General features: G+C 44.5%; 13 protein-coding genes and 1 tRNA gene. 7 read left to right on the forward strand and 7 right to left on the reverse strand.

Annotation, left to right across the window (positions count from 1 at the left end; genetic code table 11):
• Positions 1-6 precede the first annotated feature (6 nt).
• The 3 genes from I2I13_RS07335 to I2I13_RS07345 all read left to right on the forward strand — a co-directional run bounded on the left by I2I13_RS07335 (position 7) and on the right by I2I13_RS07345 (position 9,020).
• Positions 7-6,795 (forward strand): CotH kinase family protein, encoded by a 6,789-nt coding sequence (locus I2I13_RS07335; protein ID WP_195649192.1) that lies wholly within the window; start codon positions 7-9, stop codon positions 6,793-6,795.
• A gap of 433 nt (positions 6,796-7,228) precedes the next feature.
• Positions 7,229-8,524 (forward strand): reverse transcriptase domain-containing protein, encoded by a 1,296-nt coding sequence (locus I2I13_RS07340; RefSeq protein WP_055172996.1) that lies wholly within the window; start codon positions 7,229-7,231, stop codon positions 8,522-8,524.
• A gap of 1 nt (position 8,525) precedes the next feature.
• A complete protein-coding gene (locus tag I2I13_RS07345) occupies positions 8,526-9,020 on the forward strand; it encodes a hypothetical protein (RefSeq protein ID WP_004325876.1) in 495 nt (164 codons plus the stop codon).
• A 40-nt stretch (positions 9,021-9,060) separates the two neighbouring features.
• Here the strand turns inward: I2I13_RS07345 and I2I13_RS07350 are convergent, their stop codons facing one another.
• The 4 genes from I2I13_RS07350 to I2I13_RS07365 form a co-directional block, all read right to left on the reverse strand.
• Positions 9,061-10,227, reverse strand: coding sequence for a site-specific integrase (locus I2I13_RS07350; RefSeq protein WP_007478391.1), 1,167 nt, complete (start codon positions 10,225-10,227; stop codon positions 9,061-9,063).
• A gap of 130 nt (positions 10,228-10,357) precedes the next feature.
• Positions 10,358-10,430 (reverse strand) — tRNA-Trp (locus tag I2I13_RS07355).
• Between the two features lie 65 nt (positions 10,431-10,495).
• Entirely contained in the window at positions 10,496-10,849 is a 354-nt protein-coding gene (locus I2I13_RS07360) for an arsenate reductase family protein (protein WP_195649193.1), read from the reverse strand.
• A gap of 48 nt (positions 10,850-10,897) precedes the next feature.
• Positions 10,898-11,476, reverse strand: a complete 579-nt coding sequence (locus I2I13_RS07365; protein WP_117932454.1) for a uracil-DNA glycosylase family protein — start codon at positions 11,474-11,476, stop codon at positions 10,898-10,900.
• Between the two features lie 108 nt (positions 11,477-11,584).
• On the opposite strand from I2I13_RS07365, the gene I2I13_RS07370 reads away from it, so the two are divergent.
• The 4 genes from I2I13_RS07370 (at position 11,585) to I2I13_RS07385 (ending at position 18,492) form a co-directional block, all read left to right on the forward strand.
• Positions 11,585-14,713, forward strand: coding sequence for a TonB-dependent receptor (locus I2I13_RS07370; RefSeq protein ID WP_195649194.1), 3,129 nt, complete (start codon positions 11,585-11,587; stop codon positions 14,711-14,713).
• A gap of 15 nt (positions 14,714-14,728) precedes the next feature.
• Positions 14,729-16,324, forward strand: coding sequence for a SusD/RagB family nutrient-binding outer membrane lipoprotein (locus I2I13_RS07375; RefSeq protein WP_195649195.1), 1,596 nt, complete (start codon positions 14,729-14,731; stop codon positions 16,322-16,324).
• A 73-nt stretch (positions 16,325-16,397) separates the two neighbouring features.
• On the forward strand, positions 16,398-17,105 hold the full coding sequence (locus I2I13_RS07380; RefSeq protein ID WP_148364467.1) for a DUF5020 family protein: 708 nt from the start codon (positions 16,398-16,400) through the stop codon (positions 17,103-17,105).
• 73 nt (positions 17,106-17,178) lie between these two features.
• Positions 17,179-18,492 carry a nucleobase:cation symporter-2 family protein gene (locus tag I2I13_RS07385; protein ID WP_148364468.1) on the forward strand — a complete coding sequence of 438 codons (1,314 nt, stop codon included), beginning with the start codon at positions 17,179-17,181 and terminating at the stop codon, positions 18,490-18,492.
• 92 nt (positions 18,493-18,584) lie between these two features.
• Here the strand turns inward: I2I13_RS07385 and I2I13_RS07390 are convergent, their stop codons facing one another.
• The 3 genes from I2I13_RS07390 to I2I13_RS07400 form a co-directional block, all read right to left on the reverse strand.
• Positions 18,585-20,720: a KamA family radical SAM protein gene (locus I2I13_RS07390; RefSeq protein ID WP_195649196.1), complete on the reverse strand. Its 2,136-nt coding sequence runs from the start codon at positions 20,718-20,720 to the stop codon at positions 18,585-18,587.
• Positions 20,721-20,966: 246 nt separating this feature from the next.
• A complete protein-coding gene (locus I2I13_RS07395) occupies positions 20,967-21,596 on the reverse strand; it encodes a hypothetical protein (protein ID WP_148364470.1) in 630 nt (209 codons plus the stop codon).
• A gap of 111 nt (positions 21,597-21,707) precedes the next feature.
• Positions 21,708-23,096, reverse strand: coding sequence for a sodium:alanine symporter family protein (locus I2I13_RS07400; protein WP_195649197.1), 1,389 nt, complete (start codon positions 23,094-23,096; stop codon positions 21,708-21,710).
• Between the last annotated feature and the right edge of the window lie 19 nt (positions 23,097-23,115).

Raw genomic sequence — 23,115 nt, forward strand, 5'->3', positions numbered from 1 at the left:
ATCTATATGGCAACACAGGAGTATATCGATGATCTTATTATAGTCATTGAAACCGCGGAGGACGCGGAAAGCGTTACTAACCAAATGGTGGCGGCGGTTCTTGGCTTCTTGAACGAACACCTGAAACTGGTTTCCCAGGGTAAGGAAGTCGAGGCGGAGGAAACCGCCCGCATTGCCGCCGATGCAGCATTACAGAAGGCTATAGACGCCGTTTCTTTACGTATCGACCGACTTGTCGGTAACAACGCTTCGCAGGCAATCGACAACTTTAACGAGATTCTTAATTTTCTGAACGGGCTTAAAGACAGTGATTCGCTTGCCGCATTGCTGGCTGATATTAACGCCCGTATCGGCAGTGAAGACGGTTCGGAGAGTGAAGACGGTTCCCTTTGGGGAAAACTGAAAAGTTTGTCCCAGGATATAACCAGTTGTTCCGATGACATAAGCACATTGCAGATAGACCGTGACAAAATGAAACAGGGGTTACAGGAAACGGACGGGCGTCTGTCTTCCACCTTTACCAATGTAAACAACCTTTTGAACGCCGGTACCGTTTATAGTGATCTGTCGGGGGTATTTGCAACATTGAAAACGGCGGGAAAGATTAACAATGTACGGAAAAACGGTGTAATCCTTTCTTTTCTTACTGCCGACGGCTGGGTGACGAAACAATTTAGAGGTAATCCGGACACGGATTTTGAAAATGTCGAAAAGTGGGAGGATTTCGGCAGCGGCGGTTCGGCCGGCGGGAATACTTATAACGTAACCGGTAACATACCACTTGCAGAAGGTTTCTATACTCTTGCTTCCGCCATTGCCGCGGTACCGGAAAAACAACGCGGCCAGGGACGTGTTATCACCTTTGAAACATCGCTCGGTAAATGGGAGACGTGGCAATTTACCGGAACCGATCCGGCTGTCTGGGATCAGGAGGCGAGCTGGGAAGAGTTCGGCGGCAAAGGAACGGTAAAGAGTGTAACGGTAAACGGCGAGAAGCAGACGCCGGACGCGGCCGGTAATGTGAATGTAAACGTGGATATCCTGGAAGTGGACGAAACTTTGTCCTTAGATTCCACCAATCCGGTAGAAAACAAGGTTGTAACCGCCCGTTTTAACGAGGTGGACGCTTCCACGCTGTTTAATGTAAATGCGGAAGTAAGCGAGGATGAAACATCCGTCCGTCTGTCTTTCCAGAACAAAAGCGGCGCGGAAATTACCGCCGTGGATATCCCGGCCGGTTCCGGTGGAGGTTCCGGCGAAACGGTGGCTACTAAAATTGCCTTAAATGCGGCTGTAGATAATGCGATCATAAAAGAAGGCGGAAACGCCCGTCTTACTTATACGTACGATCACCAATACACCACGGGGGACGAAAAGGGGGAATCTACCGGGCAAAAGGCAGATATCACCGTTACGATCAGGCGTGGAACGACTACCATGTATTCCCAGACGGTCAGCGATGTTTCTAAAGGCAGTTACGAACTGGACCTTTCAAGTTACTTGCTTGTTGGGAATACCGATATTTACGTAGTGGCAACCACAACCGATCCGACTACCGGCAAGAAACAAACCCGGCAGGCGTTTACATCCGTAAAGGTTGTTAGTCTTTCCCTTACCAGCTCTTACAATCTGGCCGGGGCTATAGCCACAGGCGGTTATACTCTGGCCGACACGATTAATATTCCTTATGCTGTCAACGGTGCCGGAACAAAGGTCGTCACACTTTATCTGAACGGTCAGCAACAGAACGCGCACACTATTACAAGATCAGGAACGACAAACGGTAGTTTCAGTTTGTCCCCCTCTTCGCTTGTGACCGGCCGGAATACCGTTCAAATGGTTGCCGAAATGGAGGCTTCCGCCGATCTCGTGTTAAAGTCTGAAAGTATCTACATTGATATCCTGAAATCCGGAGGATCGGCACCGTTCATCGGCACGATGATAAGTTTTCCGGACGGCCGTATTTTTACGGAGGATCATCTTGTTCCGCGCCTGGAAGCGGGGCAGTACGAACAGGTGAAATTTAACTTTGTGGCTTATGATCCCGCCGCGACGCCGGCCAAAGTGGACGTTTACCGGGACGGGGTGAAAACGCAGTCTGTCAGTGTGGCCCGTACTACGCAGACATATACCAACCGTTTTACGGAACAGGGTGAAATCAATATGAAATTTAAGACGGGAGCCACGGAATACCCGTTTTATATCGACGTGACGGAAAGCGGCATCGACTTGCAAGAAACTACTGCCGGGCTTGTACTGAAACTTTCGGCAGCCGGGCGGAGTAACAGTGAATCCGATCCGGGAGCCTGGGATTATGGCGACATACATACAACGTTTGCGGGTTTCGACTGGAACAGCAACGGCTGGACGGGTGACGCCCTGAAACTTACAGGAGGCGCGAAGATTGAAATCGGGTACCAGCCGTTCTCCACAGATGCAACCACTACCGGGGCTACCTATGAAATGGAGATTCTTTGTTCGTCGGTAACGGACCGGCAGGGGGTAATACTGGACTGTATGGCCGGCGATATCGGTTTCCAAATGACAACGGAGCAGGCCCTTATGCGTGTTTCTGGCGGTACGGAAGTAAGTACAAAGTTTGCAAGTGATATGAACCTGAAAATAGCCTTTATTGTCGGGTCCAAGGCTGGCAAACGGTTGCTGGAACTTTATGTAAACGGAATCCGTTGCGGGGCTGTACAGTATGGGGCTACCGAAGGACTACTGCAGGCGGAACCGGTGAACATCCGTTTATTCAGTGATACGGCGGATGTGGAGATCAGGAATTTCCGTATTTATAACCGTGCGCTTACGGATGATGAAGAACTGAACAATTACATGGTAGACCGGACTACGTCGGACGAAATGGTCCTGTTATTTGAAAAGAACGATGTTACGGGGGACAACGGTACGGATATCGACATAGACAAGCTACGCGCCCAAGGAAAGGCGGTTATGCGAATTGTCGGCGATGTGAACCTTGTCAACGCCACCAATAACAAGAAATTCGAGGTCCCGGTCGATATCTATTTTTATAGCCCGTACGGTAAGGAGTATGACTTTGTAGCAAGGAATGTCGGTCTAAGAATACAAGGTACATCATCCACCACTTATCCGCGTAAGAATTACCGTCTTTATTTCTTGCGCTTGGAGAAATACGGTACCACGCTGGAAGTTAACGGTGTGGATGTGCCGTCTCTTGAATACAGTTTCAAACCGGGAGCACGGCCGATCAGTATATTCTGTTTGAAAGCGGACTTTTCCGATTCTTCCGGTACACATAATACCGGTGCGGTGCGTATTGTGAATGACATTTGGAAGAAGTGCGGGTGGTTGACGCCGCCGCAGGCTGCATATAAGGGGGAATATGACGTACGTATAGGTGTAGACGGTTTCCCTATGGACCTGTTTTATGATAACGACGGCACCGGTACGAATACTTATCTGGGAAAATACAATTTCAATAATGAGAAGTCGGAAAGTGCGATCATTTACGGTTTTGAAGGAATTGAAGGATTCAACGACGAAGCGTCCCTGAACGGGCAGCGTAACAAATGTATCTGTCTGGAGTTCCTGAATAACTCCGAGGCCCTTTGTTTGTTCGGGACTACCGACATGTCTTCTTTTGATGATGCGCTGGAATTTCGTTTCAAAGCAGATACTACCTGGGCGGATGCACACGAGGACGACAAGGCGGCAGTTATAAGACTTTGGAACTGGGTAGATTCATGTAAAGGTAATCCCGCCAAATTCCTGGCGGAATATAACCAGTATTTCGGTAATGACAGCCCGTTTGCATGGTATCTGATTACCGATTACTTTATGGCCGTGGATAACCGGGCAAAAAATATGATGCTGGCGACCTGGGACGGCCTGATCTGGTATTTCCTTCCTTACGATATGGACACGTTGTTCGGTGTGCGTAATGATTCGGTACTGAAATACGAATATACCATTACCCACGCAAGTTTTGACGATAGTATCGGTAGTTATGCTTTTGCCGGCCATGATTCCGTTTTATGGGAACTGGTACGATCTTGTCCGGACAAATTGCGTGAAGTGGCAGAAACCTTGCGTAGTAATATGAGCCTTGAATATGTCCTGCAAGTATTTAACGAGGAGCAAATGGGTAACTGGTGCGAGCGGATTTATAACAAGGATTCGGAGTATAAATATATCCTTCCGCTTACCGAAGGGGTGACAACCAGCAGCGGAACCAGTTATTATAATTATCTGTATGCCTTGCAGGGCAGCCGTTACGCGCACCGTACTTATACCATTCAGAACCGTTTCGCCCTTTTGGATAGTCAGTACGTGGCCGGTACTTATCGTCGTGACAGCTTCGCGGCTTATTTCGGGTATAAGTTCGGAAACGATAACCGGAAAGTTCGGATTACAGCCTCCGAACGGTATTATTACGGGTACGGGTACACGTCCGGAACACCGCACCAAAGCGCGGTACTTGCAGAAACGACCGGTAGTGTGGTGGAACTGACAATGGACACGGATTTGATTGTAAACGATCCGCAATATTTCTACGGTGCAAGCCGTATTCGCGGGCTTGATCTGACGGATGTAAGCCACGCCATTGTCGGCACATTGAACCTGAATAACTGTACGGCCTTGCGTGATCTGAATATTAGTTGTGAGGCCGGACAAACGACACTTAACGCCCTTCTGGTGGGTAATTGCCGTAATCTTCGAAAACTCGACATATCCGGGCTTAAATCCTCTTCCTTTACCGGTATGGACCTTTCAAGCAATGCTAAACTTGAGACCTTCCTGGCCGGTGATACATCCCTTACCGGTGTGACATTCGCCGGCGGTGCGCCTCTGGCCGTTTGCGTCCTTCCCGCAACTTTGCAGACGCTGGAACTCCGGTACCTGAACAAACTAACCAATGCTGGGCTGCAGCTGGAAGGCACGGCAAATATCACGCGCCTTGTGATTGATAACTGTAGCCTGATCGACTGGAACACGTTGTTACAGCAATGCAGCGCGACCAGCTATCTACGAATTACCGGTATAGATATGGACGGGAACGGTAATTTGCTTCGCAGGCTTATGACAATGGGCGGCGTTGATGAAGACGGGGGAAACGTGCAGACGTGCCGCCTGGTAGGTACGTACCGGCTCACCCAGTCCATGTCGGATGAAGAGTACGCCGCCACCTGTGCACATTTCCCGGAACTGAATATCATTCAGCCGCAGTTTGTCGGTATAAAAATAGATCAGACGGTAGGAGACGGGGAAAAGATTACGAATCTGGATAACTCAACCGGATATGACTATAATACGGAATTTACCCCGTCTTCCCATATCCTGGAAGTGTTGGCGAAAAGGCCTTGCGTTCTGGCCAAAAAGACGGCGGAGGGTGAAATGACCTGTTATCCGCTTCATGATGAGAACCGGAACAAATACGCCGATAGTGAGAATGTGGAGAACGCCACGGATGCAGTATTAACCGGATCGGAAGGCGAAGTTTACGTATATGAACCTCATTACTGGTACAAGGGAGTAACGGACGTGCTGAATCAATGTCTTTACGGTTTTATTTCAAGTAATGAGGATGCGCCGGCAGCGGCAGGGTACACCAGTGTAAAATTTACCCGTGAAGAGCTGGACGTAACGGAAGGGATCGGGATTCGTAAGAATACGGATTACACGACCATTGAAGAGGCAAAGAACGAATACGAATCCGGATCGTTCGCCCTGGTGGATGTTCGGGATTACAAGCAGGTTCGTTTTCCCGGTCTGGCTTCCACTCTTTACGGGGCTGTATTTATAGATGATACGGGCAAAATAGTAAGTCGGGTCAGCGTTTCAAACGCGAACGGTTTTATCAATGGTATGTACTTGTTTTGTGCCGTTCCTGTAGGGGCAACGAAACTGGCCTTTACCTTCCTTAATTCGGCGACATTCGATTTCGTTTTACTCACAACGTCGGAAAGTGTAGAAGCGATCGAGCCGGACTGGGTAGAGCATACGGAATGCCTGGGCGGTGCTTATGAAGCCTACTTGATTGATGATGTGTTGCGTTCTGTCAGTGGTGTTTCAAGTGTAGGAACCATTTCACAAGCCCAGGCAATCAAATACGCCCAGAACCGAGGCAAAGGTTTCCAGCTGTTTGACTGGGAAATGCACAAGGACGTGGGTAATCTGCATTTCTTTAAATACGGTAATACCGATTCGCAGGGAGTTTGCGGATATGGAACAAACAATTACCAGAAAGTGACAGGCCTTACAAATGCGTTGGGAATACGTGATACGGTTTCTTATTATAAAGAAAAGGGCGGTTCCAATCCACAGGCGGAAGGTGCTTACCGGGACGGTGTAAATTATCAGTCCGTCAATGTACTGGGATATGAAAATTTCCAGGGAAACAAGGCGGAATGGTTGCAGTATGTCACGGTAAACAAGACAGCAGCGGACGGAAGGTGGTTTATTACCATGCCGGACGGAACGGAACGCGTTGTACAGGGAATTACTGTTTATAATGCGGATATTTATCCTACCCACATGGTTTGGGGCCGGTATATGGATTTGATTGCAGCCAAAGAAGGCGGTTCCACTTCTTCACATTGGTTCGACAGGTTCTATGTAGGTACCGGGCTTTCTCGTGTGGTGTATCGGTCGAGCTACTACGCGAGCGCGTTGGGCGGTGTTTCGTATGCGTACGCGCTTAACGATTCATCGAGCACGAATGCGCTCCTCGGCGTCCGGCTTGCCTTCAGGGGCATAATACGCTGGGCGGGTAGCGTCGCGGCCTTTAAAGCCATAAATCAGGCTGATTAAAATAAAAAAATAGCAACGTAAAACGTTGTGCGGGTAGCGCGGGCGTCCGGAAGTAAGACGGGTGCCGGTGCTTCCTGAAAATACAAAGGCGGATTTCCTCATATACACTCGTGTGGTGTATCGGTCGAACAACAACGCGAACGCGTTAGGCGGTGTTTCGTATGCGAACGCGAATAACGATTCATCGAACACGAATGCGAACATCGGCGTTCGGCTTGCAAACAATTAGAATAAAGAAAAAGCGCATAAGCCTTAAAAATTGGCGTACAACGGTGGGGACGTGTCCCCGATGTGGAGCCAAGAGGAATGAGCCTCGCCAACAGCAGCCGTTTACGGCTGGAAAGGGGAAAAATAAAGCGCAGGGCAATGGGGTTTGGTAGGAACTTTTTTCGAAGAAGCCCGGCCCGGGGAATTGAAGGCTAATTTAATTATCATGTGGAGAGAAGATAATATTATAGAAGAGATTGTCGAGGACTCCAATATAGAGGACGCCATAAAAACGGTATTGCGCAAAAGAAGACGAAAGCGCAGCTTTGCCGGGCGTAGAATACTGGCGGATGTCCCAAAGGCAGTAAAGAGGATCAGACAGCGGATAAAGGGCGGGCGGTTCAAGCTCGGAGGATATCGGGAAATGACCGTAGACGACGGGCCGAAGGTAAGGATCGTACAATCGGTTTCCCTGGAAGACAGGATCGTTCTTAACGCCGTTATGAATGTGGTGGACCGGCATTTGAAAGTACGTTTTATCCGGACTACTTCCGCATCCATTAAAAACAGGGGTACGCATGACCTTTTACAGTATATCGTTAAAGATATAAAGGCTGATCCCCAAGGAACCCTGTTCGGGTACCAGTTCGATATAACGAAATTCTATGAGAGCGTAGACCAAGACGTTTTGCTGGATGCAGTGAAAAAGATGTTCAAGGATAAAATATTGATCGGAATCCTGGAAGAGTGCATTCGCATGATGCCTAAAGGCGTGAGTATCGGACTAAGATCATCGCAGGGACTTTGTAATTTGCTTCTGTCTATTTATCTGGATCACCGGTTAAAGGATCAGGAGGCAGTAGCACACTATTACCGGTATTGTGACGACGGTCTGGTGCTTTCCGGTAGTAAGAAATACCTTTGGAAGGTTAGGGATATCATTCATGAACAGGCCCGTAAAGCCCGCCTGGAGATTAAAAGTAATGATACCGTTTTCCCGATTACCGAAGGTATCGACTTTCTGGGATATGTAACCCGCCCGGATCATGTGCGGTTAAGGAAGCGTAACAAACAAAAGTTCGCCCGCAAGATGCACAAGGTTAAAAGCAAGAAACGTAGGCAGGAGTTAACCGCTTCATTTTACGGGCTTACAAAACATGCTGATTGCAAGAACTTATTTTATAAACTAACAGGAAAGAAAATGAAAAAATTAAAAGATTTGGGCTACAAGTACAAGCCTAAAGACGGACGGAAACGATTTACCGGGGCAAGGATCAAGTCGCCCGAACTGATGAACAAGGATGTGATCGTACTTGATTATGAAAAGGATGTTCCGACGAAAAACGGAAACCGGACTGTTATAAAGCTGGAACTCGACGGCAAGGAGAGAAAGTATTTTACCAGCCTGGAGGAAACCCTTTTCATTTGTGAATCAGCGGCAAGAGACGGAGAACTGCCTTTTGAAGCACATTGCGAAGGTGAAGTAAGTGAAAAAGGATTGATAATTATACATTTTACTTGAAATGATACGAATTTATGCAGACAGCAAGGCGGAACCGGTAAGATGCACCAACCGCCGCCGGGGAATCTGGCGTATTACGTGGGATTACCAGGAAACAGAGACAGCAGAAGGAGTGCAACGCAGTTACATGGAAGAGACGTTCGATCATCTACCCGCACTGGCAGAAATCAAGGCGGTTATTAATGAATGGTATAACCGAAAGATAACTGACACGATCGAAAGCGGGTACGTATGGAACGGCCTGAAAGTCTGGCTTTCCATGGAGAACCAGATGAATTATAAGACGGCGTACGATCTTGCCTTGCAGACAGGCGGGGAAAACCTTCCTGTTACTTTCAAGCTCGGGGAAGAAGACAACCCGACGTTTTACGAGTTTGCAAGTATGCAGCAACTACAAGAGTTTTACACCGGTGCCGTGAAACATATACAGGAGACACAAAAGGAAGGCTGGGAACTTAAAAAGGCGATAGACTGGAGTGTTTATACGTTGGAGTAGAAAAGCGAAAGGGGGAAGCGGGAAACACGTTTCCCCTGATTTAAAAAAGTCCTTCAAAATGTTTTGTCTCTTCATGTACTGGCAACGCTTCTCCTTTTAGATATTTATTTGTGGTAGAAATATCCGAATGTCTTGCTTGATCGCGTGCAATAACAATCCCGGCTGAATTTGCCAAATCGCGAATACCGGTATCTTTTAGGGAATAAAACTGGTAGGAGTCAGGGAATTTAAGTAACGTACGTACTTTATTGAAATAAGTCCTGTAAGTGCGTGGTGTCGATTTCTCTTTTGAGGGTTTGAAATCTTTCCCGAATAAGTAACAATCATTGCTATAATTGAATATTTTAAGTTCGAGCATAGATTTTATTAAGATATCGTTTAATCCTACCATACCGTCTTTGCGGTTTTTAGATATACTTGAAGGGATAAATACTTTTTGATCCTTAATATAGATATCGGATAATTGAATATTTGACAGCTCATCTGGACGAATAAGGGTATAATATGCAAACTGGCAAAGTAGGAGAAAGTACGGATTATTTTTTTCTAAATATGTTCTAAGCTTCTGTAGATCATTGGCGGACAATGCGTCCCGTTTCTTTTTGTCTTCCGACAATGATTTGATATTCTCTACGGGGTTTTTGTCTATATACTGTTTTTCTAATAACCAGCTGCCAAAAGATGATAACCAGGTTCGATAATTATTCCTTGTGCGAGCTGATGAATCACGATCAATAAGAATATAATCCAAGAAATCACTTGCATAAGTCTTATCAAACTGATAAATATATATTATAGGATTGAAACGCTTTTTGTTGTATTCTGATAACACCCTAATTCTTTTTTTATAGTCTGCAAAGGTACTTTCTTTAAACACTTTGGACTTATGGAATTTAATTAGATATTTATTGTATAATTCCACAACATCATCGAACAATGTATATTGGCGGGAATTTGAAGTATCTGCCCATGGATTCCAACCAGATAAGAGTTGCCGACTTATATTTGCAATTAATTCCGTAGCCCTCTTTTTCCGGACACTAATTTTATCTATGCTATCCAGCATATATTTTTTTCGTTTCATTTTTTGTTCCAAAGGATCATAAGCTTTGAAATCAATATACCAATTTTTCCCGGTGTGAAGTTTGGGCAAAGTGTAGGGTATTATACTATTTAATGAGGCACCCCGTCTTTTAGTTGAACACATTTTTTTCTACGTTTTTGTAAACAGAAACGTAGTACAATTAAACATTCATATTAAATAAAGTGTCCGGTACTTGTCCGACCTATAAACGGAAAATAGCCGTAAGTTATTAACTTACAGCTATTTGACCTTGCACGGGAGGAGAGGCTCGAACTCCCGACACCCGGTTTTGGAGACCGGTGCTCTACCAACTGAGCTACTCCCGTGTTTGCGGCTGCAAAGGTAGTAGAAACTTCTGAATCTCCAAACATTCGGGTAAATAAGTTTTGAATTATTTTAATTTTTCCCACTCATCGGGCTTAAAACCGACCAGAACGAAGCTGTCTGTCACTACCAATGGGCGTTTCACCAATTTACCGTTAGTTGCCAATAGTGCTATCTGTTCTTCCTCACTCATTGTAGGTAGCTTCTCGCTTAGTTTCAGCTCTTTATATACTAATCCGCTCGTGTTGAAGAATTTCTTCACTGGCAGACTGCTGCGCGGAATCCATGCCTTTAATTCTTCCACCGTAGGATTTTCTTCTACGATTAAGCGGTTGGTAAACTCAATGTTATTTTCTGTTAACCATTTCTTGGCTTTTTGGCATGTGCTGCATGCCGGGTACTGCAAAAATAATGTTGCCATATTCATTTATAATTTAATATTTGATATTTTATACTTAATACTTGAACTTCACTTCAATATCTGTAAATCCTGAAACATAATCCGGTAAGCGGCCGCTTTCTTGTCCAATGCTAATGGATACGCCCTTGATGATGAGGGCATCCGGTAAAGCCGCATGGCACGTCCTTCGAAAACAAATTCGGAGTAATCACCTACTTTGGGCTCTTCTATGTCGAATTGCTGTCGAAGAGTGTCCGTTGCTTTTTGGCCTGTGGTGACGATTGCTTTGCATTCGGGAAGTTGCCGCAGTAATGCTGCAACATCGGTAGCTTCCACTACTTCAAGAAACTTGTCCGATGCATTATCCTGCAACCGGCGAATGGATGAAGCGGTATCAAATAGGGCAATCCCCTTTTCGTTCAAAAAGTCTATGATTTGCTCGCGACAGAACGATTTTAGTGTCGAATTTAGAAAGTGATTCTTATCATTAAAGAATAAAATCCCATATATACGCCACATGTCGTTGTTTAGGTTCGGGTAGTAAAACTCCATAGACCAACGTTTTTTCTGTGGCGGAAAACTTCCTAGCATCAGAAGTTTTGATTTCGCTGGGAGAAACGGTTCTAGCGGATGTGTTTCGATTTCCATAATTCCTTTCATTTTAATTTCGTACAAAAATAGTGATAATGTTTATTTCCCTCAAAATCAATGAGAAAAAATGCTAGATTTAAAATAATTAGTTATTTTTGCGGCGTGATGAACAAACAATATTTTATTATATCATTGAAAAAAGAAGTTTTTGTGAGTTGCTTCTTAATGGGCCTATTTTTCCTGGCGGGAGGAAATTGTTATGCTTCGGAGCAACAAGCGTTAAGAGGGACGATAGAAGTTCCTTCTGATCATAATACCGTGAGAGGGCGTGTAATTGATATCTATGGTGAACCACTGATCGGTGCTACAATACGCGAAAGGGGGGGAACCAATGGTACTGTGACCGATATTGATGGAAAGTTCTTTTTATCTGTGCCGGATAGTGCTGTCTTACAGGTTTCTTTTGTGGGTTACAAGACTGTAGATGTCAATGTGACAGGTCGGAATGTGCTTGAAATACGTCTTCAGGAAGATGCGGTGATGCTTGATCATGTCATTGTAACGGCCTTGGGACTTGAAAAGGATGAAGCTTCATTAGCTTATTCTGTGCAGAAAATCAAGGGAGAGGAACTGAATCGGGTGAAAGAAATAAATATGATTACTGCCTTAGCGGGAAAAGCTGCCGGTGTACAAATCAATAAGAATTCTTCCGGTATGGGTGGTTCCGCAAAAGTCAGTCTCCGGGGAATCCGTTCGGTATCCGGGGATAATCAACCGCTTTATGTAATAGATGGAGTACCGATGTCGAACACCTCTTCCGAACAGGCTTATTCGGCTATTGGGGGGACGGCAAATGCAGGAAATCGTGATGGGGGAGACGGAATCTCTAACCTGAATCCGGAAGATGTGGAAAGCATCAGTATTCTGAAAGGTGCTCCTGCTGCGGCTTTATATGGTAGCATGGCTGCTAACGGAGTGATTCTTATTACGACTAAAAAAGGAAACTCTGTCGGACAAAGGAATATTAATTTTTCTACGGGACTCACTTTCGAGAAAGCATTCAGTATGCCTAAAATGCAGAATCGTTATGGTGTCAGTGATGTGGTAGACAGTTGGGGCGAGAAAGAGAATCTGATGGCTTATGATAATCTGAATGACTTTTTCCGTACCGGATTGACTTCGATGACTTCCGTATCTATCAGTTATGGAAATGAAAACCTGCAAACTTATTTCTCCTATGCCAATACTACCGGAAAGGGGATTATCGACAAGAATAAACTGAAAAAGCATAATATAAACTTGCGTGAGACGGCTACCATGTTCGACAAACGTCTGAAACTGGATGGTAGTGTAAATGTCATGAAACAGACCGTCGAGAATAAGCCGGTATCGGGAGGTTTCTATATGAATCCATTGGTAGGGCTTTATCGTTTCCCTCGTGGGGAGGATCTGTCTTATTATAAAGATCATTTTGAAACCTATGACGAAGAACGGAAACTGGGTGTGCAGAATTGGCATACGTTTACCGAAGACTTCGAACAGAATCCATACTGGATAACGAACCGTATACAAAGTAAAGAAACACGTACGCGCGTTATCCTTTCTCTTTCAGCAAACTTTAAAGTTAATGACTGGCTGACGATTCAAGCCCGTGGCAACATGGATTACTGGGCGGATAAGTTGCGCCAAAAATTCTATGCGTCTACCGCCACCGCTCTGTGTGGAGCGAACGGACGATATGTTGAGATGGATTATCAGGAAACGCAGATGTATGGTGATGTCATGGCGATGGTGAAGAAAACCTGGGGGGATTTTACACTGGATGCGGCGATTGGTGGTAGTATAAATGACCGAATCAGAAATTCTACCCGTTATGATTCGAAGAATGCTTCTTTGAAATTTGCTAATGTGTTTAATATTGCCAATATCGTTATGAACAGTTCTGCCAGTATTGACCAGAAAATAGATGAGCATCGTCAGTTGCAATCTATATTCGGTACGGCACAGATCGGTTATAAGGAGAAATTGTTCCTTGATTTGACGGCCCGTAATGACTGGGCGTCAACCTTGTCTTATACCAGCCATGAAAAAACCGGATTTGCTTATCCTTCTGTAGGGCTCTCCATACTACTTGATAAATGGGTGAAGTTACCCGAATGGGTTTCTTTCGCTAAATTGCGTGGCGCTTACAGTAAAGTAGGAAATGATATTCCTCCGCATATCACTAATCCCTCTTCGCAGATTAATGCCGGTGGCGAGATACAGGCGAATGATGCCGCACCTTTCAAAGAAATGGAGCCGGAAATGACTCATGCAATGGAATTTGGAACAGAATGGAGATTCTTCCAACACCGTTTGGGTATTAATCTGACTTATTATCGTACCAATACTTACAATCAGTTTTTCAAACTGCCTGCACTTGCAGGGGATAAGTATGCTTATCGATATGTAAATGCAGGAAATATTCAGAATCGGGGATGGGAAGTGACGTTGAATGGGACTCCCATATTAACTCCTAGTTTTACTTGGAAAACTTCCGTAAACTTCTCTACCAACAAAAATAAGATAGTGAAATTGCACGATGAGCTGAAAGAATTAGTCTACGGACCTACGAGCTTTTCTTCCAGTTATGCTATGAAACTTATTAAAGGCGGTTCTATCGGTGATATTTATGGTAAGGCCTTTGTGCGTGATGATGCAGGCAATATTGTCTACGAAACAGAGGGTGATAATAAAGGACTTCCATTAGTGGAGGGCGATGGGAATACGGTGAAAGTGGGAAATGCCAACCCTGTCTTTATGATGGGATGGGATCATACGTTCTCTTACAAAGGTTTCACCCTTTATTTTCTGCTTGATTGGCGTTACGGAGGTAAAGTCCTTTCGCAGACGCAGGCGGAAATGGATCTTTATGGAGTATCTGAAATAACGGCTGATGCGCGTGACAGGGGATATGTAATGCTCGACGGTCAGCGTATAGACGATGTGAAAGGATTCTATAAAATAGTAGGCGGGCGTGCCGGGGTGACGGAGTATTATATGTATGATGCTACCAACTTGCGGTTGCGTGAAGTATCTTTGAGCTATAATTTCTCCAAGAAGTGGATACAGAAAACGAAGGTGCTGAAAGATGTTCAGCTTTCGTTTGTAGCCCGCAATCTATGTTTCTTGTATAAGGAAGCTCCTTTTGATCCGGATCTGGTACTTTCTACCGGAAATGATAATCAAGGAATTGAAGTGTTCGGAATGCCTACGACCCGTAGTCTGGGCTTTACTCTGAAATGTGAATTTTAAAGGTAAGAGAGAGAAATGAAGAGAAAATCTGTATATCTATATTTGTTGGGGTTATTGCTGTTTTCCGTAGCTTGTACCGGTAACTTCCGTGATTACAATACCGATTTGTCCGGTATCACGGATGATGACTTGATTATTGATGACAATGGCTATGGAATCCGTTTGGGAATTATTCAGCAAGGTATTTATTTTAATTACGACTACGGAAAAGGAAAGAACTGGCCTTTCCAGCTGATACAGAATCTGAACGCGGATATGTTCAGTGGGTATATGCATGACGGCAAACCGCTGAACGGGGGCTCGCATAACTCCGATTATAATATGCAGGACGGCTGGAATAGCGCCATGTGGACACACATGTATTCTTATATTTTCCCACAGATATATCAGTCGGAGAATGCTACCCGGAATACACATCCTGCTCTGTTCGGGATAACGAAAATATTAAAGGTGGAAGCGATGCACCGTGTGACGGATTATTATGGTCCTATCATTTATAAAAATTTTGCTAATGCCGAAAAACATTACCGTCCGGATAAACAAGAGGATGTCTATTATGAGTTTTTCAATGAACTCGATTCTGCTGTAGTTGCTCTCACCAACTATATAGATGAGAAACCGGAATCCAATGGATTTGCACGTTTTGATATTTTGTTGGACGGGAAATATCCTTCCTGGGTAAAGTTTGCCAATTCCCTGCGTCTGCGTCTGGCAATGCGCCTTGCTTCTGTTGCTCCTGATAAGGCGCGTTCTGAAATACAGAAAATAAAGGAAAATGGTTACGGCTTCTTTGAAGCGGAAACAGGAGGAGTGTTTGTTTCTACCAAATCCGGGTATACCAATCCATTGGGAGAACTTAACCGTGTGTGGAATGAAACTTACATGAGTGCTAACATGGAATCAATTTTGACCGGATATAACGATCCCCGTTTGGAAATTTATTTTGAACCCTGTACGGATGAGGCTCTTAAAGGACAGTATCGTGGAATTCGCCAGGGAACCTGCTTTGCTCATAGTCATTATTCGGGATTGTCAAAGCTGTTTGTCAAGCAGGATACCGATACACCTCTGATGACTGCTTCGGAAGTCTGGTTTCTGCGTGCCGAAGCTGCTTTGCGCGGATGGACGGATGAAGATGAAGAAGCTTGTTACCGGAACGGTGTAACTACCTCTTTTCATCAATGGGGAATTTATGGGGTGGAGGATTACCTGAAAAGTGAGCTGACAGCTTCCGACTTTATAGACACTTATGATGAAGAAAATAATATAGAGGCCCGTTGTAAAGTCACTCCCAAATGGAATCCGCAGGATGATAAGGAGACCAAACTGGAGAAGATTATCACGCAGAAATGGATTGCCATGTTCCCGGAAGGTTGCGAAGCCTGGACCGAACAAAGACGGACGGGATATCCCCGTTTATTTCCCGTTCGATTCAATCATAGTAGGAGCGGATGCATCGACACGGAGATCATGGTGCGCCGTCTTAATTTCCCAGGTACATTGCAGACAGAAGACTCGGAGCAATATTCTGCTCTTGTCGAGGCTTTAGGCGGAGATGACCATGGAGGTACAAGACTCTGGTGGGATACGGGAAATAATAACCTGGAATAAAAAAAGACAGAAGTAATGTGTTTATATGTGTAGCTTTAACTATTTTTGCATCTTCATTTAAACACATTTACTTATGAAACAAATTATCTCTGCTCTTTTCCTCTGTATGTTGCTCTCTGCCGTACCGGGATTGCAGGCGCAAAACATTCAGCTACATTATGATTTCGGACGTTCTTTGTACGATAAAGATTTGCAAGGTCGCCCGCTGCTCACCTCCACAGTGGAGAAGTTTCAGCCTGATACTTGGGGAAGCACTTATTTCTTTGTCGATATGGATTACACTTCCGAAGGTGTCGCTTCCGCTTATTGGGAAATAGCGCGTGAACTGAAATTCTGGAAAGGTCCTTTTTCTGCACATCTTGAATATAACGGTGGATTATCGAAAGGCATGTCTTATAAAAATGCTTATCTGGCAGGAGCTACCTACACTTTTAATAATGCTTCCTTTTCCAAAGGCTTCACGCTGACTGCTATGTATAAGTATATTCAGAAACACCAATCACCCAACAACTTCCAGCTGACAGGTACGTGGTACGTGAATTTCTGCCGCAATCTGCTCACTTTCTCCGGCTTTGCCGACTGGTGGCGTGAAGAAACCAACTACGGAAAGACTATCTTCCTCTCCGAACCACAATTCTGGGTGAACCTGAACAAAATCAAAGGAGTAAATAAAAAATTCAATCTTAGTGTTGGCTCCGAAGTCGAATTGAGTAATAACTTTGGCGGTCGTGATGGCTTTTATGTTATCCCGACACTCGCCCTCAAATGGACACTGAACTAAGAAAATCCAAATTCCGGAAGAATCTCTGTCTATCCCTCTGCGGAAGTTAAAAATATATAGAACAACCTGTTAAATGAAAACTGATTTAATCTACGGCGTAGAAGACCGTCCCCCCTTTAAAGACGCCCTGTTTGCGGCTTTACAACATCTCTTGGCTATTTTTGTAGCAATTATTACACCCCCGCTAATCATCGCGAGTGCCCTGAAACTGGATGTGGAAAAGACAAGCTTTCTGGTTTCCATGTCTCTTTTTGCTTCGGGAGTATCTACTTTCATACAATGCCGTCGTTTGGGTGCGATAGGAGCAAAGTTACTCTGCATTCAGGGAACCAGTTTTTCTTTTATCGGCCCTATCATCGCCACCGGATTGGTGGGTGGTTTGCCCTTGATATTCGGTTCCTGTATGGCTGCCGCACCTATCGAGATGATTGTCAGCCGCACATTCAAGTATCTGCGCAATATCATTACTCCGTTGGTATCCGGTATTGTTGTACTATTGATCGGATTAAGCCTGATAAAGGTCGGTATTGTATCTTGCGGAGGCGGATATGCGGCTATGGATAACGGTACATTTGCTACTTGGGAAAATCTGTCCATTGCAGCACTGGTGCTGCTTAGCGTCTTGTTTTTTAACCGTTGCCGGAATAAATACCTGCGTATGAGTTCCATTGTGCTCGGACTTTGTCTTGGTTATGCCTTGGCATTTGTCTTAGGAAAAGTGGATATGAGTTCGTTAAATATGGAAATGCTGATGAGCTTTAATATTCCCCAACCTTTCAAATACGGTGTTGATTTCAATGTATCTTCTTTCATAGCCATTGGCTTGGTTTATCTAATCACAGCCATCGAAGCAACAGGTGATGTAACTGCCAACTCTATGATTTCCGGACTTCCCATTGAAGGAGATTCCTATTTGAAACGAGTTTCCGGTGGAGTAATGGCGGATGGATTCAACTCCTTTCTCGCCGGTGTATTCAACTCTTTTCCAAACTCCATCTTTGCACAAAACAACGGTATTATTCAACTGACCGGAGTAGCCAGCCGCTATGTCGGCTATTATATTGCAGCAATGCTCGTTCTTTTAGGTTTATTCCCCATCGTCGGTGCCGTATTTTCTTTAATGCCCGATCCTGTATTAGGCGGTGCCACTTTATTGATGTTCGGTACAGTAGCCGCTGCAGGAATCCGTATTGTCTCCTCACAAGAAATAGGACGTAAAGAGACTTTAGTATTAGCAGTCAGCCTTTCTTTAGGCTTGGGTGTAGAATTAATGCCGGATGTATTACAACAAGCTCCGGAAGCAATTCGAAGTATCTTCTCTTCAGGAATCACCACCGGAGGCTTAACTGCAATTATTGCAAATATAGTAATACGGGTAAAAGAATGAAAAATAAGTATTAAGTATTAGGTATTAAGTATTACCACCGAAGCAGCTGGTTTACGCTTGATATTTGTCGATTAATACTTAATACTTATTTCTTATTCCTTAATACTTAAATTACTCATTCTATCTGTTGTGCGGAAGGGGAAATCAGGATACTCGTAAAGGCTGAAACGAGGTTCGGTTTCTCCTTTCGTATAATTCCAGATAGAAGCATAGTCTTCCGGATCTTCTCCCATCTTGGCTAACTGGCGCAGGTAAGCAGCTAGCGATTTATTCTCTACGATATAAATCTGCCCCATCTGATCGATAATCGGGCTATGATGACGAGTGCCGTCATGTTCGAAGCGTAGAATTCGTTTTCCTTCTTCTGTTAGTCCCACCAACTGGAAAGTCATGCTCTTACCGATAGCCGGTAAATTCAGTACACTGCGATCTGTAGCAAGGAAAGGCAAATGATGTTTTCTCATGAAGCGTCTTAATTGCTTGGCAACATCTTCTTTGGGCTCCTTTTCCGCTCCAACTTTCGTTTCTAATATCTTATATAATTCCTCTTCCTGTTCCTGTGTCATCCAGCCATAAATCTTTTCCTCCTGTTGTTCCTGCATCGAACGACTGTTGGGTGCAAATACCGCATAATTCTCATTGAATCCCTTTACCGAGAAAGTGTAATAACACACCACCCCCAATGAATTGAGCACCTGGCGAAGCCGGGTCGTATGCCCTCGACGTGAAGCAGCTACTGTATATACCAGTTGGTTTGTAATAATCCATCCTGCAGAAAGAATCTTCCGAATCGCTTCTTTAGCTTCAGGAGTAACCTCCAGCGGTGTCTGGAAATGAGTCTGAATAATAAACTGTTTCACACCGATGGCCGATGCTTTCTCCTTGAATTCTCGCAGAATATCAATCAGTCCGTCGTTGATACGCATCGGCAAGTAAGCCAACAGGCGTGACCCCAACCGTACCCGTTGCAATTCCGCATATTTCTCTCCATCCTTACGTTCAAGATTCGCCCTTTGTTTGCGTGCCGCCATCCGGTACACCGCATCCAGAATGTTCTGAAGTGTTTTATTCTGACTCATCAGCGCATCGCCCCCTGTAATCAGAATATCCCGCAACTGCGTATCCTCTTCAAAATAAGTCATCAACCGGCGCAACTTACGATCCCATGACTCTTTCGGACGTAAAGACTCAAACTCGAAATTCAACCGCTCGCTTTGGAAATCATACATACGTTGACAAGAAGCGCAAAGTCCTCCGCAAGCCCGTCCCATAGTATCAGGAATGAGGATAGCTACCTCCGGATACCGACGATGAATATTATGTCCGTCCGGCAAAAGCCATCCCGCAGCATTAGGCTTCCCGGCCTCTACAATATCCTCCTTTTCCCACGCACGAATATTTCCATACGTCTCCACCAAACGTGGAGAATACAGAATATAACTCCGGATAGCCTCGTCATTATACCCATATCCCGTTACATTAAGTAATGATAAATAATAAGGAGTCGCAAAAAACGGCATTCCTTTCTTCCGGGCACGATAAAGCAAATACATAGTCTCTGAAGAAAGTGAATTTCCCAAGAACCGATTCAACTCACTCGGACTTTTCACAGCCATCGCCAAATGAAAGCGGAAATCATTCCACCACTCACTTACCAACCTGTACTTTTCTTCATAACTCATTCCCTCCTCAAAATGAAAACGCACCGAAGGCTTCGATTTCCTGTTCTCAATCTTCTGAATCAGCAAGTGCAACATCCTTTCCTTATTCTCATCACGCATCTCACATACCTCTTCATCCAATCCCGTTTCCCACCGGTCATTCCGACTTTTGATACGTTGCGGCGATGGCAAAGGCACAACCTCTCCCTTTAACCGTTTAAACATCTGGAAAATTTCAATAAACAAATCCGTCGGCATCTCCATATTTTCCAACGTCCCCGTCAGAAACTCATAAAGTAGCCTGATAGTCTGTACTGGCATATCCTGTCCTGTAGACAGTTCATGGACATTCTGCCCATCATAATGGAGTAAGAGTCGAATTTGCTCCCTCGCCTCCTCCGCAGCCTCATTTTCTATCCCGCATGCTTCCAAAAACCGCAGCATCCCAGCCTTGAACTCTTCCACAGAAGAGCTCTTATCAGCCATCTCCACCACCTCCGGAATTTCTTGATTATAGATTTGTTTCAACTGTGAAAAAGTAAGTGTAAGCATTTTCTTTTGTTTCATAAGCAATCTCTCTATTTAAAAATTATTATCATACATTATTCACGCCGCACGGTCCCTTCGGCCTCGTCTGCATGGCGTCAAGTAGCCGGGCAGGCGCGGCCTTGATTTTTTCTTTTTGGTACTTTTTCTTTTGTATCAAGACAAAAGAAAAAAGTACATAAAGATAACAAAAAAAGCGGAGGTATAAAACCCCCGCTTTTTCTATCCTATTAATCTTTACGCTTTTCTAACATTTAAAGCGACTTGTTATTTCGTTTCCGTGTCATCATTCTTCCTTTTTGGTTCCTTCTTGGCAAGGAGAACAATATTATACACATAATCCGTCATCCACTGTTCCGAATATCCCAAACGCTCTTTGTATTGGCGGACAGCCGCAGCTGTTTTGTGCACATCATCAGCTTTCCACACGGTCTTGGTACAAACATCATGTACCGTTTTCTGTGTCATACCATACAAAGCCTTCTTGAAGATCGACGGCATACGGAACTTCCACTGCATCAGATTTCCCATCAACATCATCAGATCATTGGAAAATCCCTGATACATGAACAAATAAGATTGAATATCATTTTGAGTGCGGCAGTTCCGTTTCACGGAAGAGTCGATTTCCTTAAAGAAGTTCTCGTTCAACCCATAATCCTGCATCAGCATTTTGCGTGCAGCAGACTTTTCGGCCAATCCCAGTTTACCGTTTTGAGTAGGAACTTTAAACAAACGTTTGAAGTTAGCTACGTCCGGCAAGAAGCGGATATTAGTGATACCGAGGTTTGTGGCGATAACTGACTGGAAATATACCCGGGTCAGTGATATGAAATCTTCTACATTGCCGACTTTCGTTTCATCGGATTTTTTCTTGAATAAACCAAATAAGCCCATTGTTATCTCTACAATTTTATTATTTACAATTTACTATTTGAGCGTGTGGGAGGTATATAACATAACTACCATTTGTCAATTTGCGTGCAAAGGTACAAAAACAGTTGGTTTTCACCAACATTCCAAGTCCTTTTCGATGTCCGGCATTGTCTCTTTCTTAAAAACAGGGCTTTGGATGCCAACTTTCTTTTGCGCCCGGTAATCATTTAACAGACGGATAGCATATTTTCCGAGGAAAAGGATAGCGATCAGATTGCAGATAGCCATTAACGCCATCGTGACATCTGCCAGGCTCCATACCATATCCAATGTGGCAAGTGAACCGAAGAGCACCATACCACCCACCAATATCCTGTAACCATGAAGTACCCACTTCCGGTGAGTGATAAAGCGGATATTAGCCTCACCGTAATAATAATTTCCCAGAATACTGCTGAAAGCAAAAAAGAAAAGAGCAATGGCAACGAAGATACTGCCGGAAGAACCGATTTCGTTTGTCAACGCCTGTTGAGTCAGCTGCACTCCATTAGCCGAACCATCCAGAGGAGCACCACTAAAGAGGATGATAAAAGCCGTACAAGTACATATCAATAATGTATCTGTAAATACCGCCAAAGTCTGTATCAACCCTTGTTTTACGGGATGGCTGACATGAGCCGTAGCAGCCGCATTCGGAGCCGAACCCATACCGGCCTCATTACTGAAAAGTCCTCTCTTGATACCTTGCATTAATGCCATACCAACTCCTCCTGCCAATGCCTGCTCCCAACCGAAAGCATGGCTGACAATCAGTGCGATAACACCCGGTAAATGAGTGATATTGAGTACGACAATAACCAGTGCCAGCCCTACATATCCCAATGCCATAACAGGCACGATAATACTACTGACGCGGGCAATGCGTTGAATACCTCCAAAGATGATAAGCAATGTCAGCAAAGTCAGCACACCTCCCAATATAATATGATTGAATCCAAAGGCATGCTCTGCGGCGGCACAGATCGTATTACTCTGTACAGAATTGAAAGCAAACCCGAAAGTAATGCTTATTAATACGGCAAAAAGCATTCCCATCCACGGTTGTTTCAACCCTTTTTTCATATAATAAGCAGGTCCTCCAATGAATGAATCCTTTCCACGTATTTTGTATAATTGTCCCAAAGTAGACTCAATGAAAGCACTCGAAGCCCCTAACAGTGCGATGACCCACATCCAGAAAATAGCTCCGGGACCTCCGATGGCAATGGCAGTAGCCACTCCCGCAAGATTCCCCGTACCCACGCGACTGGCGATGGAAATAGCGAATGCCTGAAAAGAAGATACATGTTTCTCTCCCTGTTTTCCTTTGTCGGCGGATTCGCTTAACAGCACGATCATTTCCCGGATCATACGAAATTGCACAAAACGTGTCCGTATGCTGAACCAGACTGCACATCCTAATAACATGATAATTAGAATATACGTCCAAAGTATGTCGTTAATCTCGTTGATAAAAGTCATAGTTAAGTATTAAGTATAA

It is taken from the genome of Bacteroides sp. D55t1_190419_B8 (genome assembly GCF_015558905.1).
GTDB lineage: Bacteria > Bacteroidota > Bacteroidia > Bacteroidales > Bacteroidaceae > Bacteroides > Bacteroides vicugnae.